The 21,748-nt window shown below is 61.7% G+C and carries 21 protein-coding genes; 12 read left to right on the plus strand and 9 right to left on the minus strand.

What is annotated here, in order from left to right; genetic code table 11:
- The first annotated feature begins 26 nt into the window (after nt 1-26).
- From surE to rlmD, 5 genes are all read left to right on the plus strand, one after another.
- Nucleotides 27-836, plus strand: a complete 810-nt coding sequence (surE, locus tag Q7J58_RS06990) for a 5'/3'-nucleotidase SurE (RefSeq protein ID WP_304825330.1) — start codon at nt 27-29, stop codon at nt 834-836.
- Complete coding sequence (locus tag Q7J58_RS06995; protein ID WP_304825333.1) at nt 833-1,681, plus strand: protein-L-isoaspartate(D-aspartate) O-methyltransferase; 849 nt, start codon at nt 833-835, stop codon at nt 1,679-1,681. The genes surE and Q7J58_RS06995 overlap by 4 nt, the downstream gene beginning before the upstream one ends.
- A 114-nt stretch (nt 1,682-1,795) precedes the next feature.
- A complete protein-coding gene (locus Q7J58_RS07000) occupies nt 1,796-2,656 on the plus strand; it encodes a peptidoglycan DD-metalloendopeptidase family protein (RefSeq protein ID WP_304825387.1) in 861 nt (286 codons plus the stop codon).
- 44 nt (nt 2,657-2,700) lie between these two features.
- Nucleotides 2,701-3,486, plus strand: coding sequence for a 3'-5' exonuclease (locus Q7J58_RS07005; protein WP_304825336.1), 786 nt, complete (start codon nt 2,701-2,703; stop codon nt 3,484-3,486).
- 38 nt (nt 3,487-3,524) lie between these two features.
- Nucleotides 3,525-4,988, plus strand: a complete 1,464-nt coding sequence (gene rlmD, locus Q7J58_RS07010; RefSeq protein WP_304825338.1) for a 23S rRNA (uracil(1939)-C(5))-methyltransferase RlmD — start codon at nt 3,525-3,527, stop codon at nt 4,986-4,988.
- 114 nt (nt 4,989-5,102) lie between these two features.
- On the opposite strand, the gene Q7J58_RS07015 is transcribed toward rlmD, so the two are convergent.
- Nucleotides 5,103-5,798: a Bax inhibitor-1/YccA family protein gene (locus tag Q7J58_RS07015; protein WP_304825339.1), complete on the minus strand. Its 696-nt coding sequence runs from the start codon at nt 5,796-5,798 to the stop codon at nt 5,103-5,105.
- A 255-nt stretch (nt 5,799-6,053) separates the two neighbouring features.
- On the opposite strand from Q7J58_RS07015, the gene Q7J58_RS07020 reads away from it, so the two are divergent.
- Nucleotides 6,054-6,461, plus strand: a complete 408-nt coding sequence (locus tag Q7J58_RS07020) for a heme-binding protein (RefSeq protein ID WP_304825342.1) — start codon at nt 6,054-6,056, stop codon at nt 6,459-6,461.
- Nucleotides 6,462-6,630: 169 nt separating this feature from the next.
- Here the strand turns inward: Q7J58_RS07020 and Q7J58_RS07025 are convergent, their stop codons facing one another.
- From Q7J58_RS07025 to Q7J58_RS07055, 7 genes are all read right to left on the minus strand, one after another.
- Nucleotides 6,631-6,855, minus strand: coding sequence for a hemin uptake protein HemP (locus tag Q7J58_RS07025; protein WP_304825344.1), 225 nt, complete (start codon nt 6,853-6,855; stop codon nt 6,631-6,633).
- 3 nt (nt 6,856-6,858) lie between these two features.
- The gene (locus tag Q7J58_RS07030; protein ID WP_304825347.1) at nt 6,859-7,278 is read right to left on the minus strand and encodes a biopolymer transporter ExbD; all 420 of its coding nucleotides are present in this window, start codon (nt 7,276-7,278) and stop codon (nt 6,859-6,861) included.
- 18 nt (nt 7,279-7,296) lie between these two features.
- Nucleotides 7,297-8,043: a MotA/TolQ/ExbB proton channel family protein gene (locus Q7J58_RS07035; protein ID WP_304825350.1), complete on the minus strand. Its 747-nt coding sequence runs from the start codon at nt 8,041-8,043 to the stop codon at nt 7,297-7,299.
- A gap of 26 nt (nt 8,044-8,069) precedes the next feature.
- Nucleotides 8,070-8,768 (minus strand): energy transducer TonB, encoded by a 699-nt coding sequence (locus Q7J58_RS07040; RefSeq protein WP_304825353.1) that lies wholly within the window; start codon nt 8,766-8,768, stop codon nt 8,070-8,072.
- A 281-nt stretch (nt 8,769-9,049) separates the two neighbouring features.
- Complete coding sequence (locus Q7J58_RS07045; RefSeq protein ID WP_304825356.1) at nt 9,050-10,252, minus strand: alpha-hydroxy acid oxidase; 1,203 nt, start codon at nt 10,250-10,252, stop codon at nt 9,050-9,052.
- On the minus strand, nt 10,249-10,935 hold the full coding sequence (locus tag Q7J58_RS07050; protein ID WP_304825359.1) for a Fe2+-dependent dioxygenase: 687 nt from the start codon (nt 10,933-10,935) through the stop codon (nt 10,249-10,251). The genes Q7J58_RS07045 and Q7J58_RS07050 overlap by 4 nt, the downstream gene beginning before the upstream one ends.
- Before the next feature lie 34 nt (nt 10,936-10,969).
- The gene (locus Q7J58_RS07055) at nt 10,970-13,111 is read right to left on the minus strand and encodes a TonB-dependent siderophore receptor (protein WP_304825390.1); all 2,142 of its coding nucleotides are present in this window, start codon (nt 13,109-13,111) and stop codon (nt 10,970-10,972) included.
- 435 nt (nt 13,112-13,546) lie between these two features.
- Between Q7J58_RS07055 and ahpC the strand changes: the two genes are divergently transcribed.
- The 5 genes from ahpC (at nt 13,547) to Q7J58_RS07080 (ending at nt 18,955) form a co-directional block, all read left to right on the plus strand.
- The gene (gene ahpC, locus Q7J58_RS07060) at nt 13,547-14,110 is read left to right on the plus strand and encodes an alkyl hydroperoxide reductase subunit C (RefSeq protein WP_304825362.1); all 564 of its coding nucleotides are present in this window, start codon (nt 13,547-13,549) and stop codon (nt 14,108-14,110) included.
- 227 nt (nt 14,111-14,337) lie between these two features.
- Nucleotides 14,338-15,927, plus strand: coding sequence for an alkyl hydroperoxide reductase subunit F (gene ahpF, locus Q7J58_RS07065; RefSeq protein WP_304825364.1), 1,590 nt, complete (start codon nt 14,338-14,340; stop codon nt 15,925-15,927).
- 318 nt (nt 15,928-16,245) lie between these two features.
- Nucleotides 16,246-16,506: a DUF4212 domain-containing protein gene (locus tag Q7J58_RS07070; RefSeq protein ID WP_304825367.1), complete on the plus strand. Its 261-nt coding sequence runs from the start codon at nt 16,246-16,248 to the stop codon at nt 16,504-16,506.
- 15 nt (nt 16,507-16,521) lie between these two features.
- The gene (locus tag Q7J58_RS07075; RefSeq protein ID WP_304825370.1) at nt 16,522-18,375 is read left to right on the plus strand and encodes a sodium:solute symporter family protein; all 1,854 of its coding nucleotides are present in this window, start codon (nt 16,522-16,524) and stop codon (nt 18,373-18,375) included.
- A 202-nt stretch (nt 18,376-18,577) separates the two neighbouring features.
- Nucleotides 18,578-18,955 (plus strand): hypothetical protein, encoded by a 378-nt coding sequence (locus Q7J58_RS07080; RefSeq protein ID WP_304825373.1) that lies wholly within the window; start codon nt 18,578-18,580, stop codon nt 18,953-18,955.
- A 67-nt stretch (nt 18,956-19,022) separates the two neighbouring features.
- On the opposite strand, the gene Q7J58_RS07085 is transcribed toward Q7J58_RS07080, so the two are convergent.
- Nucleotides 19,023-19,844 (minus strand): pyruvate, water dikinase regulatory protein, encoded by an 822-nt coding sequence (locus Q7J58_RS07085; protein WP_304825376.1) that lies wholly within the window; start codon nt 19,842-19,844, stop codon nt 19,023-19,025.
- 266 nt (nt 19,845-20,110) lie between these two features.
- Here Q7J58_RS07085 and ppsA point away from each other — a divergent pair.
- A partial coding sequence (gene ppsA, locus Q7J58_RS07090) for a phosphoenolpyruvate synthase (protein WP_304825378.1) occupies nt 20,111-21,748 on the plus strand: 1,638 nt, incomplete at its 3' end.

Genomic DNA, 21,748 nt, shown 5'->3' on the forward strand with positions numbered 1-21,748 from the left:
AGGCGCCAGCACCTAAAATCAGGCGCATGAACATACTCATCTCCAACGACGATGGATACCAGGCGCCCGGCATCGTGGCCCTTTATGAAGCCATCAAGGCTTTGCCCGGTGTGCAGGTGGAGGTGGTGGCACCCGAGCACAACAACAGCGCCAAGTCCAATGCGCTCACGCTGCATTCGCCCTTGTATGTGCACACGGCCCCCAACGGGTTTCGTTACGTGAACGGCACACCGGCCGACTGCGTGCACATTGCACTGACCGGCTTGCTGGGTTACAGACCCGACTTGGTGGTGTCAGGCATCAACAACGGCGCCAACATGGGCGACGACACCATTTATTCCGGTACTGTGGGTGCTGCCATGGAGGGTTACCTTTTCGGCATTCCGGCCATTGCGTTTTCCCAGACCGAAAAGGGCTGGGCCCACCTGGACGCGGCGGCGCAAAAAGCCGCCCAGTTGGTCACGCAGCTCATGCCTTCGTTGCCCGAGGCGGCCCAGCGCGGCCAGCCTTGGTTGCTCAATGTGAACATTCCCAACCGCCCGCTGGTCGACATCAAGGGCTTCAAGGTGGCCCGCCTGGGGCGCCGCCATGCGGCAGAACAGGTGATTTCGCAGGTCAATCCACGCGGTGACACCATGTACTGGATTGGCAGCGCCGGAGCTGCCAAAGACGATGCCGAGGGCACCGACTTTCATGCCGCGGCCCAGGGCTACGCCACCATCACGCCGCTGCAGGTGGACTTGACGGACCATGAGCGTCTGCCTTACTGGGCGCCCACCGCAGCCCATTTGTCGGCACCCGGTGAGACGCCGCCCTGCACCGGAGCGCCTGCATGAAGCGCCACCTGCCGGACGCATCCCCACCGGCCCGCCCACGGCCGGGTTTTCCGGCCAAGCTGGCACCCAGCGTTCAACCCGTGGTGGGCAAATCTCTGGGGGCTTCGGCGTTCAAGCCTGCGTCATCCGTTGGGGCCGAGCCCGCGGGCGCGAAGCCGCCACAGGCCAGCGTTCAACGCCCGGTGGTGACCATCGGCCACGGCCCTGACCTGCAAGCGGTGCGCGCTGCCATGGTTCGCAAGCTGCAAGCACAAGGCTTGGCACACCCGGCGGTGCTGGCTGCGCTGCAAACGGTGGAGCGCCACCGTTTTGTGGACTCGGCGCTCGCCAGTCAGGCCTATGAAGACACCAGCCTGCCCATTGGCCTGGGCCAGACGATTTCAAAACCCAATGTGGTGGCCCGCATGCTGGAGCTGATGTGCCACGGCCGCACCGAAAAGCTGGGTCGGGTGCTGGAAATCGGCACCGGCTGTGGTTACCAGGCCGCATTGCTCAGCCATTTGTCACATGAGGTGTACAGCATTGAGCGTCTGCGTGGCTTGCACACCCGTGCGCGTGAGAACCTTCGCTGGTTTCGGCTGTCCAATCTGCACTTGCTGTTGGGCGATGGCATGCTGGGGTATGCCCAAGGGGCACCCTATGCCGCCATCATTGCGGCTGCAGGGGGCAACGACATTCCCCAGGCCTGGATCGACCAACTGGCGGTGGGTGGGCGCCTGGTGGCTCCGGCCATGGCCGAATCGGGCCGTCAGCACCTCGTGGTGATCGACAAAACCACCACGGGCGTGGTTCGCACCGTGCTCGAAACGGTTCTTTTCGTGCCCCTAAAATCGGGTGTCGCATGATGTTCTGCCTGCAGTAGGTTGGGCGTATTTTTTTGTTGGGTGTGTCCACTGGCCGCGCCGTGTTCACAGGTGGGAGCTTTCATGAACCAATTTTCAAATCCTTTGCGGGATCGCATGCCGTTTGCAGCCCGCTCGTCCAGGGCGGGTCGGGTGGTGCTGGCCGCGCTGGCCGCCTTGCTGGTGTCCGCAGGCTGCTCCACGCAGCGGCTGGCCCAGCCCGCTCCGGTGGAAGACCGGTCTGCGGTACGCCCCACCGTCAAGATACTGCCGGGTGCTGAACATGCGGGCAAACCGGGTTACTACACCGTGCGGCCAGGCGACACGCTGTACCGCATTGCCCTGGACAACGGTCAGGCCGTGCGCGACGTGCAAGCCTGGAACAACCTGAGCAGCCCCCATCTGATCGAAGTAGGCCAAGTGCTTCGGGTGGTTCCTCCCGTCAGCAGTGCTCCGGTGGTGGTCGCTGCCGCTCCGCTGGGTGCTTCCACATCAGCGGTCTCACCCCCCGGTGTGGTGGCCCGCCCGTTGGCGCCGGCCAGCACCACGGCCGCACCTGCACCTGCACCTGTGCCTGTTCCTGCGCCAGCCCCCGAACCGGCTGCCGCTGGGGACATCAACTTTGTCTGGCCCGCACAAGGCGCGGTGGTTGCCACGTTTGACGATGCCAAGAACAAAGGTATTTCGATTGCAGGGCGCGTGGGCGATCCGGTGGTGGCGGCGGCCGATGGCCGTGTGGTGTATGCCGGTGCCGGGCTGCGCGGCTACGGCAACCTGATCATCTTGAAGCACAACAACACCTACCTCACGGCCTATGCCCACAACCAGGCCTTGCTGGTGCGCGAAGACCAGGCGGTCAAGCAAGGTCAGAAAATTGCCGAGATGGGCAGCAGCGACGCTGACCGGGTGAAGCTGCATTTTGAGGTGCGCCGCCAAGGCAAACCGGTGGACCCATTGAACCACCTGCCCAAGCGCTGAGCGTGCCGTGGCTGGGTTGAACGCAACGGCGGGTTAAAAACACCATGGGATGGCCGGTTCTGGTTTTTGACATCGAGTCCATCCCCGACATCGCCGGCCTTCGGGCTTTGCGCGGCACGCCCGCTGAAGCCACCGACGAGCAGGTCTACGCCGCCTGGCTGGCCGAGCGACAGGCAAAAGGCCTAAGCGATTTCATGCCGCTGCACCTGCAGCGGGTGCTGTGCATCAGCGTGGTGTTTCGAAACTCGGAAGGTTTGCGCATCCACTCGTTTGTGGACCGTGACGACCAGAGTGAAGGCAAGGTGGTTCAGACCTTCTTTCATGCGGTGGAAAAACACATGCCCCAGCTGGTCAGCTGGAATGGCAGTGGTTTCGACTTGCCGGTGCTGCACTACCGCGGTTTGCGCCACGGGGTGGAGGCCAGCAAATACTGGGACATGGGCGAAGACGACCGCGAGTTCAAGTGGAACAACTACATCAGCCGCTACCACATGCGCCACCTGGACCTGATGGACTTGCTGGCCATGTACAGCCCGAAGAACAACGCGCCGCTGGACGCCATGGCCAAGCTGTGCGGCTTCCCGGGCAAGCTGGGTATGGACGGATCGCAGGTCTATGCCCAGTACCTGGCGGGGCAAACCGAGGACATCCGGCGCTACTGCGAGACCGACGTGATGAACACCTACCTGGTGTATTGCCGTTTCCAGAAGATGCGCGGTGGCCTGACCGAGGCCGAGTACGAACAGGAAATGGCGCTGGTGAAAGACACCCTGGGCCAACTTGCACCCACCGAAAGCCATTGGGACGAGTACCTTAAAGCCTGGGTCTGAGGTACTTCAAAGCACGGGGCCTCTGAGACAATCAGGGAATGACAGCCTCCACCCTTCACGAAAACAGCCTCCTCACCACCGCCAGCGACAACCCGCAGGCCACCCCCGCCGAAGAACTGCCCCAAGGTTGGCTCGCGGTGGAATCTCTGGATATCGACGCCCAGGGCATCGCCCGCCGACCCGATGGCAAAGTCGTCTTCATTGAAGGCGCGCTGCCGTTTGAAGTCGTCAGCGTCAACATCCATCGCAAAAAAAACAACTGGGAAGCGGGCACCGTCACCGCCATCCACCGCGAATCGGCACAACGCGTGCGGCCTGGATGCCCCCACTTCGGCCTGCATGCGGGCGCCTGTGGGGGTTGCAAAATGCAACACCTGCACGAAACCGCGCAGGTCGCGGTGAAGCAGCGCGTGCTGGAAGACAACCTCTGGCATCTGGGCAAGGTCAAGGCCGAAACCCTGCTGCGTCCCATTGAAGGCCCGGCCTGGGGCTACCGCTACCGCGCGCGGCTGTCGGTGCGTTTCGTGCACAAGAAGGGCGAGGTGTTGATCGGTTTTCACGAGCGCAAGAGCCGCTACGTGGCCGACATGAAGGTGTGCCATGTGCTGCCGCCGCACGTCAGCGCGATGCTGATGCCGCTGCGCGATCTGATTTTTGGCATGGATGCCCGTGAAACCTGCCCCCAAATTGAACTGGCTTGTGGCGACGATGTGACCGCGCTGGTGCTGCGCCATTTGGAACCCTTGTCCGACGACGACCTGACCCGTCTGCGGGCTTTTGGCGCACAACACGGCGTGCAGTGGTGGTTGCAGGCCAAAGGCCCCGACACGGTGAAGCTGCTTGACGAGACCGGCCCGGCGTTGTGCTACCGCTTGCCCGAATTCGGCATCACCATGCCGTTTAAGCCCACCGATTTCACCCAGGTCAACCCCCACATCAACCGCGTGCTGGTGGCGCGTTCGTTGCGCTTGCTCGACGCGCAAAAGCACGAGCGCGTGATCGACTGGTTCTGTGGACTCGGCAATTTCACGCTGCCCATCGCCACCCAGGCCGGTGAGGTGCTGGGTATTGAAGGCAGTGAAGCGCTGGTGGCGCGTTCGCGCGAGAACCTGGCGGGCAACCAGGCTGGGCGAGAGGCGCCGCTGGCACCCACCGCCTTTGTGGCACGCAACCTGTTTGACATGACGCCGGGCTTGCTGGTGGCCGACGGGACTGCAGATAAATGGCTGGTGGATCCACCGCGCGAAGGCGCCTTTGCCCTGGCCAAGGCACTGGCCGATCTGCATTTGCAGCCCGAACTGCGTGGCGGCTGGAGGCCCCCGAAGCGCATTGTGTATGTCAGCTGCAACCCCGCCACACTCGCTCGCGACGCGGGGTTGCTGGTGCATCAGGCGGGTTACCGCTGTGTGGCGGCGGGTGTGGTCAATATGTTCCCGCACACGGCGCACGTGGAGAGCATGGCGGTGTTCGAGCTGGACGATCGCCGGACTGTCGACGCATGACCACCAAGCAACGGCAAGCGCAGGCTCACCACGTCACCTGCGTTTGCTTGGAGCACAAAAAAGGACCCGAAGGTCCTTTTTTGAGGGGGGAAATCTTGATCCTTGGCCAGCCGTTCAGTCGCGCTCGCCGCCAAAGATGCCCAACAGGGCCAGCAGGCTCTGGAAAATGTTGAACAAACTCAGGTACAGGCCCAGCGTGGCGCTGATGTAGTTGGTTTCGCCGCCGTCCACGATGCGCTTCAGGTCGTACAGCAGGTACAGGCTGAAAACGATGATGGCCAGGGTGGCAATGGCGGCCATGCCAGCGGTGCTGCCCACGAACACGTTGACAATGGCACCCACCATGATGGCCAGAGCGCCCACAAACAGCCATTTGCTCATGCCCGACAGATCGCGCTTGATCACTGTGGAGAGATTGGCCATGACGAAGAACACGCCTGCGGTACCGCCGAAGGCGGTCATGATCAGGCTGGATCCGTTGCTGAAGCCCAGCACCCCGGCCAGCATGCGCGAGAGCATGAGACCCATGAAAAAGGTGAATGCCAGCAGCACCGGCACGCCAGCCGCGGTGTTCTTGGTTTTCTCAATGGCAAACATGAAGCCAAAGGCGCCTCCCAGGAACACGATCAGGCCCAGGCCGCCACTCAGGCTGGCGGTGATGCCAGTGGTCACGCCGATCCAGGCGCCCAGCACCGTGGGCAGCATGGACAGCGCAAGCAGCCAATAGGTGTTGCGCATCACTTTGTTGCGCTCGGCGGCCGTGGCGACGGTGGTGCCAAAAGGGCCGCTGGTTTGAACGTGGTCGGTCATGGTGGTGATCTCCTTCATCATCTGACTTGATAAAACATACATCTGCCAAGCCCGAGGGCCGACAACACTTGCGGACACATTGTAGGGTCTGGCAACCGCACGAGACCCCATGGACCAGAGCGCATTTTTTTTCGTAAGGTCACTTGTGACCTCAGAGCACCCAATCCACGCGGTATCGTCGAAGCCCTGCGCCTGAGCGTTTAAGCTTGGCTTTTTGCTACCGTATTTACGACTCAACAAACTGGAAAAAAGTTCATGAAAAACAAAGCCGTTCTCGAACTTGCTGACATCAAACAAATCGCTGCTGCAGCCGAAGCCGAAGCGCTGCAAAACAAATGGGCCGTGACGATTGCCATCGTGGACGACGGTGGTCACCTGTTGTGGCTGCAGCGGCTGGACGGCGCTCCCGCCATTTCCTCGCATATTGCACCCGCCAAGGCACACACGGCCGCGCTGGGTCAGCGCGAAAGCAAGGTATATGAGGATGTGATCAACCAAGGCCGCGTGTCGTTCCTGAGTGCACCCGCTGTGTCCGGCATGCTGGAGGGCGGTGTGCCCGTCATGAAAGACGGCCAGTGCATCGGTGCGGTGGGCGTGAGTGGCGTGAAGTCGAGCGAAGACGTGCAGATTGCCCGCGCCGGCATTGCCGCACTCGGCCTGTGAGCCGCAGGGGCGTCAGGCCCCTGAAAAAAAGGCTGGCTACCGAAAGCGCTGAAACAGGCTTTCCTGGCTGGCCAAAAAAACGACGCTGGAGCCCATGAAAGCCCCAGGTCGCCCCACGATGAAAAGGGGTGGCGCGCTGCTTGCGCCGGTGGTTTCGGGTTGTTCCGGTTTATTTGGTGAGGATCAACTTGCCGGCCCGTGTGCTTTGCAGGCGGTACACGGTGCCGTTGTGCTCGATGACAACCGTCTTCTGCCCACGCAGCAGGTCCTGGCTGGGCAATGCGGCGGCTGTTGATCCGCTCGGCTGCGGTTGCTCGGCGGTCGCCCCCAACGGTTTGTTCGTATCGTTCAAATGGCTCACGCTGTGTTTCCTCTCGGGGTCGACGGGCTGCATGGCTCACTGTCCTGTTGCGGTGGGCTCGGTGATGAACCCGATTTTGCGCACACCAGCGCTTTGCGCGGCGGCCATGGCCAGGGCCACGCGTTCGTAGCGCACCGCTTTGTCGCCGCGAATGTGCAGCTCGGGCTGCGGTGTTTGATCTGCGGCTGCGCGCAGCCGGTTGTTCAAATCGGCATCTTCAACGCGTTGCTCGTTCCAGAAGTAGGCGCCGTCGGCGTCGATCGACAGGCGGATGTTCGCCGGTTTGTCCAGCACTTTTTCGTTGCTGGCGCGTGGCAGATCGATGTTGACCGCGTGTTTGATCACAGGCACGGTGATGATGAAGATGATGAGCAGCACCAGCATGACGTCGATGAACGGGATCATGTTGATCTCGCCCAGCATGGCGTCGCTGTCTTCCTGGGTTCCAATGGCCATGGTCGTGTCCTAAAAGGTTCAGGCCTTCTTCATGGGCAGCACCTTGCCGTCGCCACCCGCTGTGACGCGGGCACCGGTGACAAAGTAGGCGTGCAGGTCGTGTGCGAAGCGGTTGAGCTTGTGGATGATGCCCTTGTTGCCCCGCAGCAAGGCGTTGTAGCCCAGGACCGCCGGAATGGCCACCACCAAGCCAAGCGCGGTCATGATCAGCGCCTCGCCAATGGGCCCAGCCACCTGGTCAATGCTGACCTGGCCCGCTGCGCCAATGCCCAGCAGGGCGTGGTAAATGCCCCAGACGGTGCCGAACAAGCCCACAAACGGCGCGGTGGAAGCCACCGACGCCAGCACCGACAGGCCGCTTTGCGCACGGGCCTGGAAGTCGTCCACGCTTTTGCGCAGCGAGCGCTCCACCCAGTCGCTCACATCCAGCGTGTCGTGCAACTGGCGCAGGGGCGGCGAGCCGTTGTGGCCGTCTTTGTGCAGGATGTGGCGTGTGGCTTCGCGCCCTTCCATGGCCACGGCCCGAAACGGGTTGCCATCGGGCTGGCCGAGTTTGTCCAGGCCCTCGGCAAAGTCGGCGCTGTGCCAGAAGCCTTCAACGCCTTTGGCTTGTGCGCGTTGGGCGCGTTGGTCAAGCGCCTTCCACAAGATGATGACCCAGGTGGCCAGCGACATGGCCAGCAGCACCAGGGCCACGGTGCGGGTGACCCAGTCGCCTTGGGTCCAGACGTGGGCGAGGCCCGAGGTGGCGAATTGCGTTTCCATGGTTTCAGACTCCGGGAGAAAAATACTTACTCAAGAACAAAACTGATCGGCACGTTGAACCACATACCTTCGGCCACGCCGTTGCGTTTGCCGGGGGTGTAGCGCCATTTCAAAACCGTTTGCAGCGCGGTCTGGTCCAGCCGCTCGTAGCCGCTGGAACTGCGAATTTCTGCCTGGGAGGCCGTGCCATTGGCTTCGATGAACACCCGCACCACCACCTTGCCTTGTTCGCCCAGGCGTTTGGACAGCGCCGGGTAGGGTGGGCGTGGGTTGTTCAGGTAGTCGGCGTTGCTGGACGGCAGTTCAATGCGGGGTGGTGCGGGCGGTGCCGGTGGGGCGGGTGGCGCAGGTGCTGGCGCGCTCACTGCGACCAGCAAAGCGGGTGGTGCGGGGTCGGGCGCCGTGACGCCTGTGGGTGCGTCGGGGGCCGGTGTGGTGTCGGCAATGGCCACAGGCTGTGGCACTGGCGCCGCGACAGGCTTGGGCTGTGTTGGCTTGGGCTTGGTGGGTCGCGCTTGTTCGGTGGGCGGTGCGGGCGGCAGCGGGGTGATCTCGGGTTGCGGTGCCTCGATCAGGTCGGCCAAGATCTGCACCGGAATCACCAGCTCAGCGGCACGGCGCAGCAAGCCGCTTTGCAGTGCCCAAAGTCCAGCCACGTGCAAACCCAAGACCGCTGCAACAATGAGCAGGCGGCGCTGGGTTCCGGTCGACGTTGTGGCAAGCATGGGGCTGAAGGGAGGCGCAAAGTCTGCGCGGGCGGCGGTCATAGTTTAGGCGTGGGACGAGACGGAGTCAGTGCCTGCGGTGGTGCGTATCGCTGCGCTTGGGTGCGACAGGCCGCAGCACCCATCGAAGGGCTGCGAGCAAGATCGCGAGACTGAACAAGAGCATTGTGAGACCAGACACCATGGCAGTTCCTTGGAAGGCGGTTGCAAAGTGGGTTCTGAAAATCAAATCATTCTACATGAGAATGATTCGTAATAATTTTAAAAAACCATTGGAATGGTCATCTTGGATGATGAGCGGTGTGCGGCGCTGTCCAGGTCACCACTGGCGGGGCGTCTGCCAGCGTGCGGCATCCGGTCAGCGCCATGGCCATTTCCAGTTCATCACGCAACAGCCGTATCACGTGTGCCACGCCGGTGGCGCCGGCGTTGGTCAGTCCGTGCAAGATGGGGCGACCGACCAGCACCGCCGAGGCGCCCAGGGCCATGGCTTTGAGCACATCGGTGCCCCGGCGGATGCCGCCGTCCACCAACACCGGCACGTTGCCCTGCACCGCCTGCACCGCCTGCACCACCTGTGGCAGCAGCCGGGCGGTGGCGGGCACGGTGTCCAGCGTGCGCCCACCGTGGTTGGACACGATCACACCGGCCGCGCCGCAGCGCACGGCCTCCACCGCATCGGCCGGGTGGGTGATGCCCTTCAGCAGCAGGGGCAGCGGGCTGATGGAGCGCAGCCACGTCACGTCATCCCAGGTGGGGGCGTGGTTCAACAAGCGGTCAAACAGGGCGCTTTGACCGGGTTGCAAGGGGGGGTGGATGGGCTGCTCCATGCCCACGAGGTTGACGGCAGACACCCCAGCGGGCAGGGCAAATCCGGCGCGGCGCTCGCGCTCGCGCAGGCCTTGCACGGGCGCATCCACCGTCAGCACCAGTGCCTCAAAGCCGGCCGCTGCGGCGCGTTGCACCAGTTCGTGGGTGAAAGCCCGGTCGGGTTGCGCATACAACTGGAACCACAAGGGGCCCCGGTCGGGGTCGGGCAGGTAGGTGCGGGCGATGTCTTCCAGCCGGGTGCTGGCCTGGGTGCTCAGCACCAGGCCGGCGCCCAAGGCGGCGGCGGCCAGCGCGGTGGCGTGTTCGCCGTGCGGGTGGGCCAGAGATTGGTAGGCCATGGGCGCCACCAGCATGGGGTGGGCCAGTGTGCGGCCCAGCAGGTGTACCCGCGTGTGGCCGCCCGCCAGGGGGCGTAGCACACGGGGCAGCAGTTCCAGGGTTTGCCAGGCCAGGGCATTGGCGTGCAGGGTGGTTTCGTCGGCGGCGCCGCCATTGAAATAGGCACACACCGCATCGGGCAGCAAGCGCTGTGCGTGCTGCGCGTGGTCCAACAGACTCACCAAGCCTGGGGGCAGGGTGCTGGCGCCGCGGCCGCTGGGGGGCTTTGATGTCGAGTCCGAACCTGTGGGGCCTGGATTGACGGATTTGCTCATACGGCGGCCCACATGCGCAGCAGGTTGTGGTACGTGCCGGTGAGTGCCGTGGTTTCGGCGGTTTCACCGTGTTGCTGGCGCAGCTTGAGCAGGTTCATGTCCAGGTCAAACAGCAGGCGGCGCTGCTCGTCGCTGCGCACCATGCTTTGAATCCAGAAAAAGCTGGCCAGGCGCTGCCCTCGGGTGACGGGGCGGACTTCGTGCAGACTGGTCCCGGGGTACAGCACGGCGTGGCCCGCGGGCAGCTTGATGCTTTGGGCGCCGTAGGTGTCGTGCACGGTCAGTTCGCCGCCGCCGTAGTCGGCGGGGTCGTTCAGAAAGACCGTGCACGACAGGTCGGTGCGCACCCGTTCGCCGGTTTGCCTGGAATGCAGGACGGCGCCGTCGATGTGAGGACCGTAGTGGTTGGATGCCCCGCTGTAGCGGTTGAACAGCGGGTTGAAAATTTTGTGCGGCAGAGCCGCTGAAAAAAACAGCGGGTCGGCCTGCACGGCGTGCAAGATGCGCTGCTGCAGTGCTTTGGCCAAGGCGCTGTCTTGGGCCAGTTGCTGGTTGTTTTTTTGGGTCACGGCCTGCCCGCCCGCGCTGGATGCGCCTGAGATCCAGGGCGCTTGTGGCCCCAGGTCAGACCGGATCGAAGCGAGTTCCTCGGGGCTGAACAGGTTTTTGAGAACGAGGATCATGGTGCAGGCCGTGGCATTGTCGCGTTAGAGCGTTTTAGAACAAGGTTTTCAGGCTCAGTTGAACGCTGCGTGCAGCGCCTGGCACATAGAAGCCGCGGTACAGCGAATCGGCGTACAGCTTGTCGGTGAGGTTGGTCACGTTGAGCTTGACCGAGGTGCTGTCTGACACCGTGTATTCGACCATCGCGTCGGCGGTGGCAAAGCTTTTGGCCACCAGCGTGCGCTGGCCTTCGGGGTTTTGTGCACCGCGGTAATTCAGGCCGGCACCCACGCGCACCCGTGGGGTGACGCGGTAGGTGGTCCACAGGCTGGCGCTGTGTTTGGGCGTGAGGGCTGGGCGGTCGCCTTGCACCTGCGCGCCGGTGCCGGCAGCGTTGAGCACCACGTTGCTTTCGTCAATGCGGGCGCTGGGAATCCAGGTGTGGTTGTAGAAAATGTCCCATTTCGGGTTGATACGGCCCGAGAGGTTGAACTCCATGCCGGTGGCATGGCGTTTGCCCGAGAGCAGGTATTGCGTTGCAGCGCTGTCGGAATCGGTGTTGCGCTCGTTGAATTTCTCGGAACGGAACAGGGCCACACCCAGGCTGGCACGGTCTTCAAACAGCTCGAACTTGCCGCCGATTTCGATGTTGCGGCTCTTCTCGGGGGGCGTGTTGGCCAGCTTGTCGTTGTTGCTGCCGGGCGCAAACGAGCCCAGCGCAAACTGGTAGGTGTCGCCCGAGGTGTTGTACGAGGTGCCTGCCGAGGCGTAGTACGAAGCGGTGGCATTGGGTTGGAACATCACCCCCAGGCGCGGACTCCACAAGCCTTCGCTGACCTCTTTGCTGTTGCCTGCAGTGTCGCTGTAAGAGCCCTTGAACTTGTCGTAGCGCAGTCCCCCCAGCAATTTGAGTTCGCTGGTGATGGCCACTGTGTCTTGCAGGTACAGACCCACGCCGCTGGCCTTGAACCGGTTCAGAGGGGGCTCGCCACGCACCACGGTGCTGACCGCGCCGTCGTTGGGCGTGCCCACGGTGGTGGTCAGGCCGCTTGGCGTGCCCGCAAAGCTGTTGTTGCGTTGTGCGTCCTCATAAGACAGGTCCACGCCCGCAATGAGGCTGTGCTTTTTGCCCCACGCCGAAAACTGGTTGGTGTAGTCGCTCTGAATCTGGGTCAGGTCGCTGGTGCCCACCCGGCCCTTGGGTGTGCGCGTGACCACGGTGGCATCGTTCAGGTTGTCGATGGTGGTGCCAGCACCGAAGCGCACCACGCTGGCCCACAAGTCACGCTCGTAGGTGCCGTGCCGCACCTGGGTTTTGATCTGGCTGTTCTGGTCGAAACGGTGCACGTGGCTGAAGCTGGCGTAGGTGCTTTCGGTTTTCAAATAGTCGCTGGCCAAGCCGTAGTAGTTTTTGGCCGGCAGCGTGGGCACGATTTCGTTGTTGACGGTGAACCAAGGGTGGTTGTAGAGCGGCTTACCATCGGTTTCCAGGTGGTACAGCCCCACCGAGAACTCGTCTTTCAGGCCAATGCCCCAGCGGTAGGTGGGCGCTATGCCTTTTTTGTTGACCTTGGCCCCATGGTTGTCGGCGTCGTGGGCCATGGCATTGATGCGCAGCGCGGCGTCGTCACCGGTCTTGATGTTGAAGTCGCCTGTGAGTCGCACCTCTTTGCCGGTGCCCACTGTGAGGTTGACCTCGTGCTGGTCCATCAAGAACGGTTGTTTGCTGACCTGGTTGACCACACCGCCGGTGGACCCTTTGCCAAACAGCATGGAAGCCGAGCCTTTGAGAATCTCGACCCGGTCGTGGTTGAAGGTGTCGCGCTCGATCAGCGGCGCGTCGCGCAGCCCATCCACGTAAATATCACCCGCCTGACCCAGCGAAAAGCCGCGCAGGCGCACATCTTCTTCTCCGGTTTCACCGGCCAGAAAGGTCACACCTGCGGTGGTTTTCAGCACCTCACGGAAATCGTCCAGGTTGCGGTCGTTCAGCAGCATTTCCGTCATCACCGTGACCGATTGCGGGATGTCTCGCAGCGCTTGCTGGCCTTTGCCGATGGTGCTTTCGGTGGTGCGCAGGTTGTTTTTGGACTGAGGCGTCTCGATCTGTTCACGCACTTCCACGGTCGCGAGGGTTTTTTCTGACGCGTTTGGCACGGTTTGCGCCATGGCGCTCACAGAGCCTGCCAGCAGCATGGCACCCAGCGGGAGCAGGGTGGCGTTGGCGGTGCCGCCTTTGAACGTTGGTGTCTGGGTGGGGAGGGCGTTGTCGGCCTGGGCGGTCTGGAGACGTTTTTTCCGGTTGGGCATGGTTGTGTGGTCAGTCGATCGGGTTTTCGGCTGGCTAAGACGCACGGCATGCGGCGTTGTGGCTGGCTAGGACGTTGAAATGTATAGCAAATGCGAACGATTCGCAATAAATTGAGAGCAATCTCCTCCTGCTGTCGCGGCACAGCGACACCGCCGCGGGTGCTGTGCTGGCGACAGTCTTGGGCATGTTGCAAAGCAACAAAATCTATGGATTGGATAGAAACTATCAATAATCCTAATCAATAGATATGGGCTATGATTTATCCATCGCCGAACAGCGAGCCCGTTCTTGAATCCCCTCAACCCAAGCAAGGAAAAACCATGTCCCTGATCAATACCCCAGTCCAGCCCTTCAAAACCCAGGCTTTCCACAACGGCAAGTTCATCGAAGTCTCCGACGAAAGCCTGAAGGGCAAGTGGTCGGTCCTGATCTTCATGCCGGCCGCCTTCACCTTCAATTGCCCGACCGAAGTGGAAGACGCTGCCGACAACTACGCCGAGTTCCAGAAAGCCGGCGCCGAGGTCTACATCGTCACGACCGACACGCACTTCTCGCACAAGGTGTGGCACGAAACCTCCCCCGCCGTGGGCAAAGCCAAGTTCCCCCTGGTCGGAGACCCAACCCACACGCTGACCAACGCCTTTGGCGTGCACATTCCTGAAGAAGGTCTGGCCCTGCGCGGCACGTTCGTGATCAACCCCGACGGCATCATCAAGACCGCCGAGATCCACTCCAACGAAATCGCCCGCGACGTCAAGGAAACCCTGCGCAAGCTGAAGGCCGCCCAGTACACCGCCGCCAACCCCGGCCAGGTGTGCCCGGCCAAGTGGAACGAAGGCGCCAAGACGATCGCTCCTTCTTTGGAACTCGTCGGCAAGATCTGAAGCAACAGTTCCACCCTGCGCCGCGCCCAGCGGCGCACCACCCCTTTCAGGGGGCAACGCAGGCGGTCCGGCCAAGCCGGTTCCGCTGCGTTCCGGGTCAACAACTGCCCTTCGTTGGTCTTTTTTCTTCTGGCAGTACCGCTGCCTTATGGGCTTCCGTCACGAGCGGGCGGCCCATGCACCAGCGGCATTGGTTCCGCATACCCATCTTTCTCAAGGAGTCCACCATGCTCGACGCCACCCTCAAATCCCAGCTCCAAACCTACCTCGGCATGCTGCGCCAGCCGATTCAGCTGATCGCTTCGCTGGACGACAGCGGTACCGGCGCCGAGATGCGCAGCCTGTTGAACGACATCGTTTCGCTCTCCGACAAGGTCACGCTGGACACCTCGGGCAACGATGTCCGCAAGCCTTCGTTCGTGGTCGCCCGTTCCGGTGAAACCCAAGGCGTTCGTTTTGCGGGCCTGCCGCTGGGTCACGAATTCACGTCGTTGGTGCTGGCGCTGTTGTGGACGGGTGGCCACCCGCCCAAGGTCGAGGCCGACGTGATCGATGCCATCAAGGCCCTGGATGGCGACTTCAGCTTCGAGGTCTACATGTCCTTGACCTGTCACAACTGCCCTGACGTGGTGCAGGCGCTCTCCCTGATGGCCATCTTCAACCCCAAAGTCAAGACCGTGGTGATTGAAGGCGGTGCATTCCAGCAAGAAGTGAACGACCGCGAAATCATGGCCGTGCCCATGGTGTTCCTGAACGGCAAGGTCTTCGGCTCCGGCCGCATGACGGTGGAAGAAATCGTGGCCAAGCTGGACACAAACGCGGGTGACCGAGATGCCGCCAGGCTCAGTGCCAAAGATCCTTTTGACGTGTTGATCGTTGGGGGTGGTCCAGCCGGTGCGGCTGCTGCGGTGTACGCAGCCCGCAAGGGTATTCGGGTGGGTGTGGCGGCCGAGCGTTTCGGCGGCCAGACCAACGACACCATGGCCATCGAAAACTACATCTCGGTGATGGAAACCGACGGCCCCAAGTTCGCTGCCGCGCTGGAAGCCCAGGTGCGCCACTACGAGGTGGACATCATGAACCTGCAGCGCGCCGACAAGATCATCCCGGCAGAAGAGCCGGGTGGACTGGTGCAGGTGCACATGGCCAATGGCGGCGTGTTGAAAGCGCGCAGCGTGATCCTGTCCACGGGTGCACGCTGGCGCAATGTCAACGTGCCTGGCGAGCAGGAATACAAAAACAAAGGCGTGGCCTATTGCCCGCACTGCGATGGCCCGCTGTTCAAAGGCAAGCGTGTGTCGGTCATCGGTGGCGGCAACTCGGGCGTGGAAGCCGCCATCGACCTGGCTGGCGTGGTGGCCCACGTCACGCTGATTGAATTTGCCGATGCCCTGAAAGCCGATGCGGTCTTGGTGAGCAAGCTCAAGAGCCTGCCCAACGTGGACATCCATGTGAACGCGCAGACCACCGAAATCACGGGTGCCGACGGCAAGGTCAACGGCCTGAAGTACAGGGACCGTGCGACGGGCGAAGAACATCTCGTGCCGCTGGAAGGTGTGTTCGTGCAGATTGGCTTGGTGCCCAACACCGAATTCCTCAAAGGCACGGTTGAGTTGAGCCGTTTTGGTGAAATCGTGGTGGACGCGAAGGGCCATACCAATGTGTCCGGCGTTTTTGCTGCGGGCGACTGCACCACCGTGCCGTACAAGCAGATCGTGATCGCCGCGGGCGAAGGCGCCAAAGCCGCGCTGAGTGCGTTTGACCACCTGATTCGCCAGCCGGTGGTGGCTGCGCCGGCTGAAGCCGCTATCGCCTGAGGCGCGCTGCGCGCCCTGTGGGTGGGGCGCTGCGATCCAAAAGTCAAAAGCCAAAAGGGCTTCGGGAAACCGAAGCCCTTTTGGCTTTTGCCGCGTGCTTTTAACCGTGCACGATCGGGTCCTTGTCTCGAAGATCATCTATTTGCTAGGGGCTTACCCTAGGGCCGCACCGGAGGGCCCTGATCAGCAATTTAGCTGTAAGGAAGCGCCTCCACAGTCGCTCCCGTAATGCCAGAAACCTCACGGTGAACGGCATGCAAAACGTGGCGGCGCAAGCCGTCGAAACTGCAAAAGCATCACTTTGAGGAGATGGCTTTCATGACAACTGATAGCAACGCAAAGGCCTACTGGTCTGCCACGCTTGGTCTGCTGACCAAGGTGCTGATCATCTGGTTTCTCGTGTCCTACGGCGCAGGTATCCTGTTTGCCGAAGCCCTGAACAACATCAAGCTCGGCGGCTACCCCGTTGGGTTCTGGTTTGCCCAACAGGGTTCCATCTACGTGTTCATCGCGCTGATCTTCTGGTACGCCAACCAGATGGGCAAGATCGACCGCAAGTTCGGCATGCAAGAAGACTGATCAAGGAAGACCACCATGGAACTCCAAACCACCATTTACATTTTCGTCGGGTTGAGCTTCGCGCTGTACCTCGGCATCGCCTTCTGGGCACGCGCGGGCAGCACGTCCGAGTTTTACGTGGCCGGCGGTGGCGTGCACCCCGTGACCAACGGCATGGCCACGGCCGCTGACTGGATGTCGGCCGCCTCGTTCATCTCCATGGCCGGTCTGATCTCCAACATGGGCTACGGCGGCGCCGTGTTCCTGATGGGCTGGACCGGTGGTTACGTGCTGCTGGCGATGTTGCTGGCGCCGTACCTGCGCAAGTTCGGCAAGTTCACCGTGCCCGAGTTCGTTGGCGATCGCTTCTACTCGAAGGCCGCTCGCAACGTCGCCGTGCTGTGTCTGCTGGTGGCGTCGCTCACCTACATCATTGGTCAAATGACCGGTGTGGGCGTGACGTTTGCGCGCTTCCTGGGCGTGTCCAGTGAGCAGGGCATCTACATCGGTATGGCGATCGTGTTTGCCTACGCCGTGTTCGGTGGCATGAAGGGCATCACCTACACCCAGGTGGCCCAGTACTGCGTGTTGATTGCGGCCTACCTGGTGCCTGCTTTCTTCATCTCCCTGAACCTGACCGGCAACTTCCTGCCGCAGTTGGGCCTGGGCTCCAGCATGGCCGGCACCGACGTGTCGCTGCTGACCAAGCTCGACCAGGTGGTGACCGATCTGGGCTTTGGCCAGTACACCACGACCCGCGCCGGTTCGATGCTGAACATGTTCTTCTACACCGTGTCGCTCATGATCGGTACCGCCGGTCTGCCGCACGTGATCGTTCGCTTCTTCACCGTGCCGAAAGTGGCTGACGCCCGTTCGTCCGCTGGTTGGGCACTGGTGTTCATTGCTTTGCTGTACACCACCGCTCCGGCAGTGGGCGCCATGGCCAAGTTGAACCTGCACGGCACCGTGAACAGCGCTGTGGGTCTGACACAGACCGTCAATGGTATCGAGGTGAATCCTGATGTTGTGAAGGCCAATGGCGACTTGTACGCCACCGAAGCCAGCCTGGTTTACGAGCAGCGTCCGGACTGGATGAAGCGCTGGGAAAAAACCGGCCTGCTGAAGTGGGAAGACAAGAACGGCGATGGCCGTATCCAGTACTACAACGACAAGACCAAGAACGAAGCCGCCAAAGGCAAGGCAGAAGCTGCTGGCTGGAAGGGCAACGAGCTGACTGTGAACGCCGACATCATCGTGCTGGCCAACCCGGAAATCGCACTGCTGCCCAACTGGGTGATCGCCTTGGTGGCTGCTGGTGGTTTGGCCGCTGCGCTGTCCACCGCTGCCGGTCTGCTGCTGGCCATTTCCTCGGCCATCTCCCACGATCTGATCAAAGGCGCCATCAAGCCTGACATCAGTGAAAAGGGTGAACTCATGGCCGGCAAGGTTGCCATGGCTGTGGCTATTTTCGTGGCAGGCTGGCTGGGCCTGAACCCACCGGGCTTTGCGGCAGGTACTGTGGCGCTGGCCTTCGGTATTGCAGCATCCACGATCTTCCCCGCGTTGATGATGGGCATTTTCAGCCGCACCGTCACCGACAAGGGTGCCATCGCCGGTATGTTGTCTGGTCTGTTCGTGGTGTTGTTTTATGTGTTTGCACACAAAGGCATTTTCTTCATCAAAGGCACCGACTACCTGGACCTGATCGGTGGTGCCAACTCGTTCTTCACGATCACCCCCGAAGCCTTCGGTACCGTGGGTGCCATGGTGAACTTTGCGGTGGCCTACATTGTGAGCAAAATGGGCAAGCCTGTGCCCAAGCACATCCAAGAGTTGGTGGAGTCGGTCCGCGTGCCCAAGGGTGCTGGTTCGGCTGCCGCTGGCCACTGAGCTGCAGCAATCGACGGGGTGTTTGGCGCAAGCTGTACGCCCTGTCTAAAAAAGGGCCCCGCTGGTTCGCTGGCGGGGCTTTTTTCGTGGAGGACAATCCGGTACTTGACGGGTTGCCTTCCAGGTCTGTTGTGCACAGCCCGTCGAGCAGGCCGTTTGCGCACAGCACATCTGTGGGCTGTTTTTAACAAGGACTTATCGGATGCACTTGCCGAGCGTATTTATATTCAACTGGGTATTTTTGTTGGCCTTGTTTCCGGTGAGCTTCTTTTGGCTGCGCCGGGCTTACCGGATTTTGGTGAAGCGCGATTTTTCCGAAGTGGCTCTCAAGAAAGGCATTCCACCAGCCAATGCTGAGAAATACGCACCCTATGAAATGACCATCAACATGATCGGTGGGGTGGTGCTGGTGGTGTTGCTGGTGGCTGTGCTGGGTTTCCAGGCGCTGGCTTCAGAGGACTGGATCGCCGTAGCCGGTGTGACGCTGTGGGTCAAGCTGTTTGCTTCGTTTGCGCTGGGCCGCCAGGCGCATGGGTTGGGGCCCAAAAAGAAGCCGGTGGCTGGCAAAGAACTCCCGTAAAGCAGGTCTGTCCAGCCGTTGCGGAGGGTGCGGGCCGATGCCAGGCGCAGCACCACCGATTCAGGGATCAGTACATCAGCCGATCGGGCTGAATTTCTTGCAAGATGGTTGTGGCAATCTCTTCGATGGACTTGGTGGTGGTGGACAGCCAACGAATACTTTCGCGGCGCATCATGCTTTCAGCCTCGCTGATTTCCATGCGGCAGTTCTCCAGACTCGCGTAGCGCGAGTTGGGACGCCGTTCGTTGCGAATTTCGCTCAACCGCTCGGGTGAAATCGTGAGGCCAAAGATTTTTTTGCGGTGCGGCACCAATGCGGGTGGCAGCTTGCGGCGCTCAAAATCTTCCGGAATCAGTGGGTAGTTCGATGCCTTCAGTCCGTACTGCATGGCCAGGTAAAGCGAGGTGGGGGTCTTGCCGCTGCGGCTCACGCCCACCAGGATCACGTCAGAGCCTTGCAAGTCCTTGTGGCTTTGGCCGTCGTCGTGAGCCAGCGAGAAGTTGATGGCCTCAATCCGATCGTTGTACGCTTGGCTTTTTGACGCATCCGAAAACCGCCCAACGCGGTGGTTGGACTTGAGGCCCAGCTCTTGTTCCATGGGCTCGACAAAGGTGCCAAACATATCCAGCAGCAAGCCTTGGCTGTGCTCCTTGACCACCTGCAGCACGTCCATATTGACCACGGTGGTGAATACCAGAGGGCGCCTGCCTTCCACCTCGGCGGTGTGGTTGATTTGCCGTATGGCTTGGTGGGCCTTGTCCACGCTGTCAATGAACGGCAGACGGACCCGCCGCACAGTCGTTTCAAACTGCGCCAGGATCGCGTTACCAAAAGTTTCGGCGGTGATGCCTGTGCCGTCTGAGATGAAAAAGACTGTTCGGTTGGGCATGGTGGTGGCGTGCTGGTGCGAAAGGTTGGCAAAAAAGGTTGCGAAAAATTCAAACCGTGGCGCAGCGGCTTTCACGTTCGGACAGGTTTTTGCACAGCCTCGTCCGGTGCATGCACCCTACAATCACGCATCACGGCCAAAGCCATTATCCCGGTTCCAGCCGCCAGATTTCAGCCCCTTTGCCCGGTGCCAGACCCACAACAGAACCACAGGTCGCAAGCACGGTGCATGGAGCCCCCGGTTTTTTAACCTTGAGGAGTTTTTCCATGTCCAACCTGTTTTCTCCGACCGATCTGGTCGTGCCGTTCGAGCATCTGCGGATGACCGATGTTGACGCTGTCGGGGGCAAGAATGCCAGCCTTGGCGAAATGATTTCGCAGCTGCCCAGTGGCGTGAAAGTGCCCACCGGCTTTGCCACCACCGCCCATGCGTTTCGTGAGTTTCTGCAGTTTGACGGCCTGACCGAGCGCATCAACGCGCGCCTGGATGCGCTGGACACCGAAGACGTGCGCGCGCTGGCCGAGGCCGGTGCCGAGATCCGCGCCATGGTGGAAAACCAGCCGTTCCCGGCCGATCTGGAAAAAGCCATCCGCGATGCGTTCACCACGCTGGTGGGTGAGAACGACAAAGCCACCTTCGCCGTGCGCTCATCGGCCACCGCCGAAGACCTGCCCGACGCCTCCTTCGCCGGCCAGCAGGAAACCTTCCTCAACGTGCACGGCATCGACGAAGTGCTGCACAAGATGAAGGAAGTGTTCGCCTCGCTGTACACCGACCGCGCCATCAGCTACCGCGTGCACACAGGCTTTGCCCACGCCGACGTGGCCCTGTCCGCCGGTGTGCAGCGCATGGTGCGTTCCGACACCGGTGCGGCTGGCGTGATGTTCACCATCGACACCGAGTCCGGCTTCGAAGACGTGGTCTTCATCACCTCCAGCTACGGCCTGGGCGAGACGGTGGTGCAGGGCGCCGTGAACCCCGACGAGTTCTACGTGCACAAACCCATGCTGAAGGCTGGCAAGCGCGCGCTGATCCGCCGCAACCTGGGCAGCAAGCTGATCCAGATGACCTTCACCACGGCCGAAGAAAAAGCAGACGAGGGCGCGCTCAAGGGCAAGCTGGTCAAGACGGTGGACGTGCCGGTCGAACTGCGCAACCGCTACAGCCTGACCGACGCCGACGTCGAGCAGCTGGCGCACTACGCCATGGTGATCGAGCAGCACTACGGCCGCCCGATGGACATTGAGTGGGGCAAGGACGGCACCGACGGCCAACTCTACATTCTGCAGGCCCGCCCCGAGACGGTGAAGAGCCAGTCGGCCGGCAAGACCGAGGTGCGCTACAAGCTCAAAGGCAAAGGTGCTGTGCTGGCTTCGGGCCGAGCCATTGGCCAGAAAGTGGGCACTGGCCCCGTGCGCCTGGTGAGCCACATCAGCGAGATGGACAAGGTTCAACCGGGTGACGTGCTGGTGACCGACATGACCGACCCGAACTGGGAACCGGTGATGAAGCGCGCCAGCGCCATCGTCACCAACCGGGGTGGCCGCACCTGCCACGCCGCCATCATCGCGCGCGAGTTGGGCATTCCGGCTGTGGTGGGTTGCGGGAACGCCACCGAGTCGCTCAAAGACGGCACACTGGTCACGGTGAGCTGCGCCGAGGGCGATACCGGCCACATTTACGACGGCCTGCTGGAAACCGAGATCACCGAAGTGCAGCGCGGCACCATGCCCGAGGTGGACGTGAAGATCATGATGAACGGGGGCAACCCCCAGTTGGCGTTCGACTTTTGCCAGATTCCCAATGGCGGCGTGGGTCTGGCGCGCCTGGAATTCATCATCAACAACAACCTCGGCGTGCACCCCAAGGCCATTCTGGACTACCCGAACATCGATGCTGACTTG

Origin of the sequence: Hydrogenophaga sp. (genome assembly GCF_030656115.1) — a bacterium.
GTDB lineage: Bacteria > Pseudomonadota > Gammaproteobacteria > Burkholderiales > Burkholderiaceae_C > Hydrogenophaga.